Origin of the sequence: Xenorhabdus santafensis (assembly GCF_033949405.1) — a bacterium.
Taxonomy (GTDB): Bacteria; Pseudomonadota; Gammaproteobacteria; order Enterobacterales; family Enterobacteriaceae; genus Xenorhabdus; species Xenorhabdus santafensis.
This window is the reverse complement of the sequence record NZ_VCDN01000083.1, coordinates 1-1,096: the sequence shown is the minus strand read 5'-3', so window position 1 is coordinate 1,096 and position 1,096 is coordinate 1. Positions and strand designations below refer to the sequence as shown.

The window sequence follows — 1,096 nt, the reverse complement described above, 5'->3', positions numbered from 1 at the left end:
GCGGTTTCTGTTTCGCCCACCGGGGCCTCATAGGTTCGTGTGACCACGGCCGCGCTATCCGGCGCGGGCAGGGCTTGGCGGTCAAGTTTGCCGTTGGGGGTTTGCGGGAACGTGTTGAGCACCACAAAGGCACTGGGCAGCATGTAATCAGCCAGGTGCTGGGCGAGTTGCTGGCGCAGTTTGGCGGGCTGGAGTTTAACGCCGTCTACGGGGCGCAGATAAGCCACCAGACGCTGCGGATCAACCCCGTCATGGCGGGCAATCACGACGGCTTCACGCACGCCGTGGCACCGCATCAATTGGGCTTCAATTTCGCCCAGCTCCACGCGGAACCCGCGCACTTTCACCTGAAAGTCATTGCGCCCCAGATAGTCGATATTGCCGTCCGGCAGCCAGCGCCCGAGGTCGCCGGTTTTGTACATGCGGGCTGCCGGTTCTGGGGCGAACGGGTCGGGCAAGAAACGCCCGGCGGTCAGTTCAGGGCGGTTCAGGTAGCCCCGGGCCACGCCGAGGCCGGCAATGTAGATTTCCCCGGTCACGCCGAGGGGCACGGGCTGTTTGTCCGCGTCAAGAATGTAAATGCGGTGATTGGCAATCGGGCGGCCAATGGGGGGCAGGGTTGACCACTGCCCGGGGTTTTGCTCCAGCGTGTAAGCGGTTGTCACGTGGCTTTCTGTCGGGCCATAGTGATTGTGCAGGCGGCAGTTTCCGGCACGTTGCAGGAAATGCCGGATGGCAGGCGTGATGCGCAGTTGTTCGCCCGCAGTCACGATATGGGCCAGACAGGAGATATCTTCCCCGCTTTCGCGGGCGGCATCGGCAAGATGCTGAAGGGCAATGTACGGCAGGAAAATCCGGTCAATCCGGTGCTGTGCAATCAAACTGAGCAGTTGCGCCGGCTGCCGGCGCAGGGATTCATTAATCAGCACCAGACTGCCGCCTTCACACAGGGTGGTGAAGATTTCCTGAAAGGCGACGTCAAATCCCAGCGCAGCAAACTGGAGGGTTTTTCCGCTGCCGGCTGGCTGCGGGGATTGGCGGTGCCAGTGCAGCAAGTTCAGCAAGCCAGCCAGCGGCATTTCCACCCCTTTGGGCA

The 1,096-nt window shown here is 62.0% G+C and carries 1 protein-coding gene; it reads right to left on the bottom strand.

Annotated features, from left to right (window positions below):
* Positions 1–1,096: AMP-binding protein (locus FE392_RS16850; protein ID WP_439153507.1), on the bottom strand; the 1,096-nt coding region annotated here is incomplete at both ends.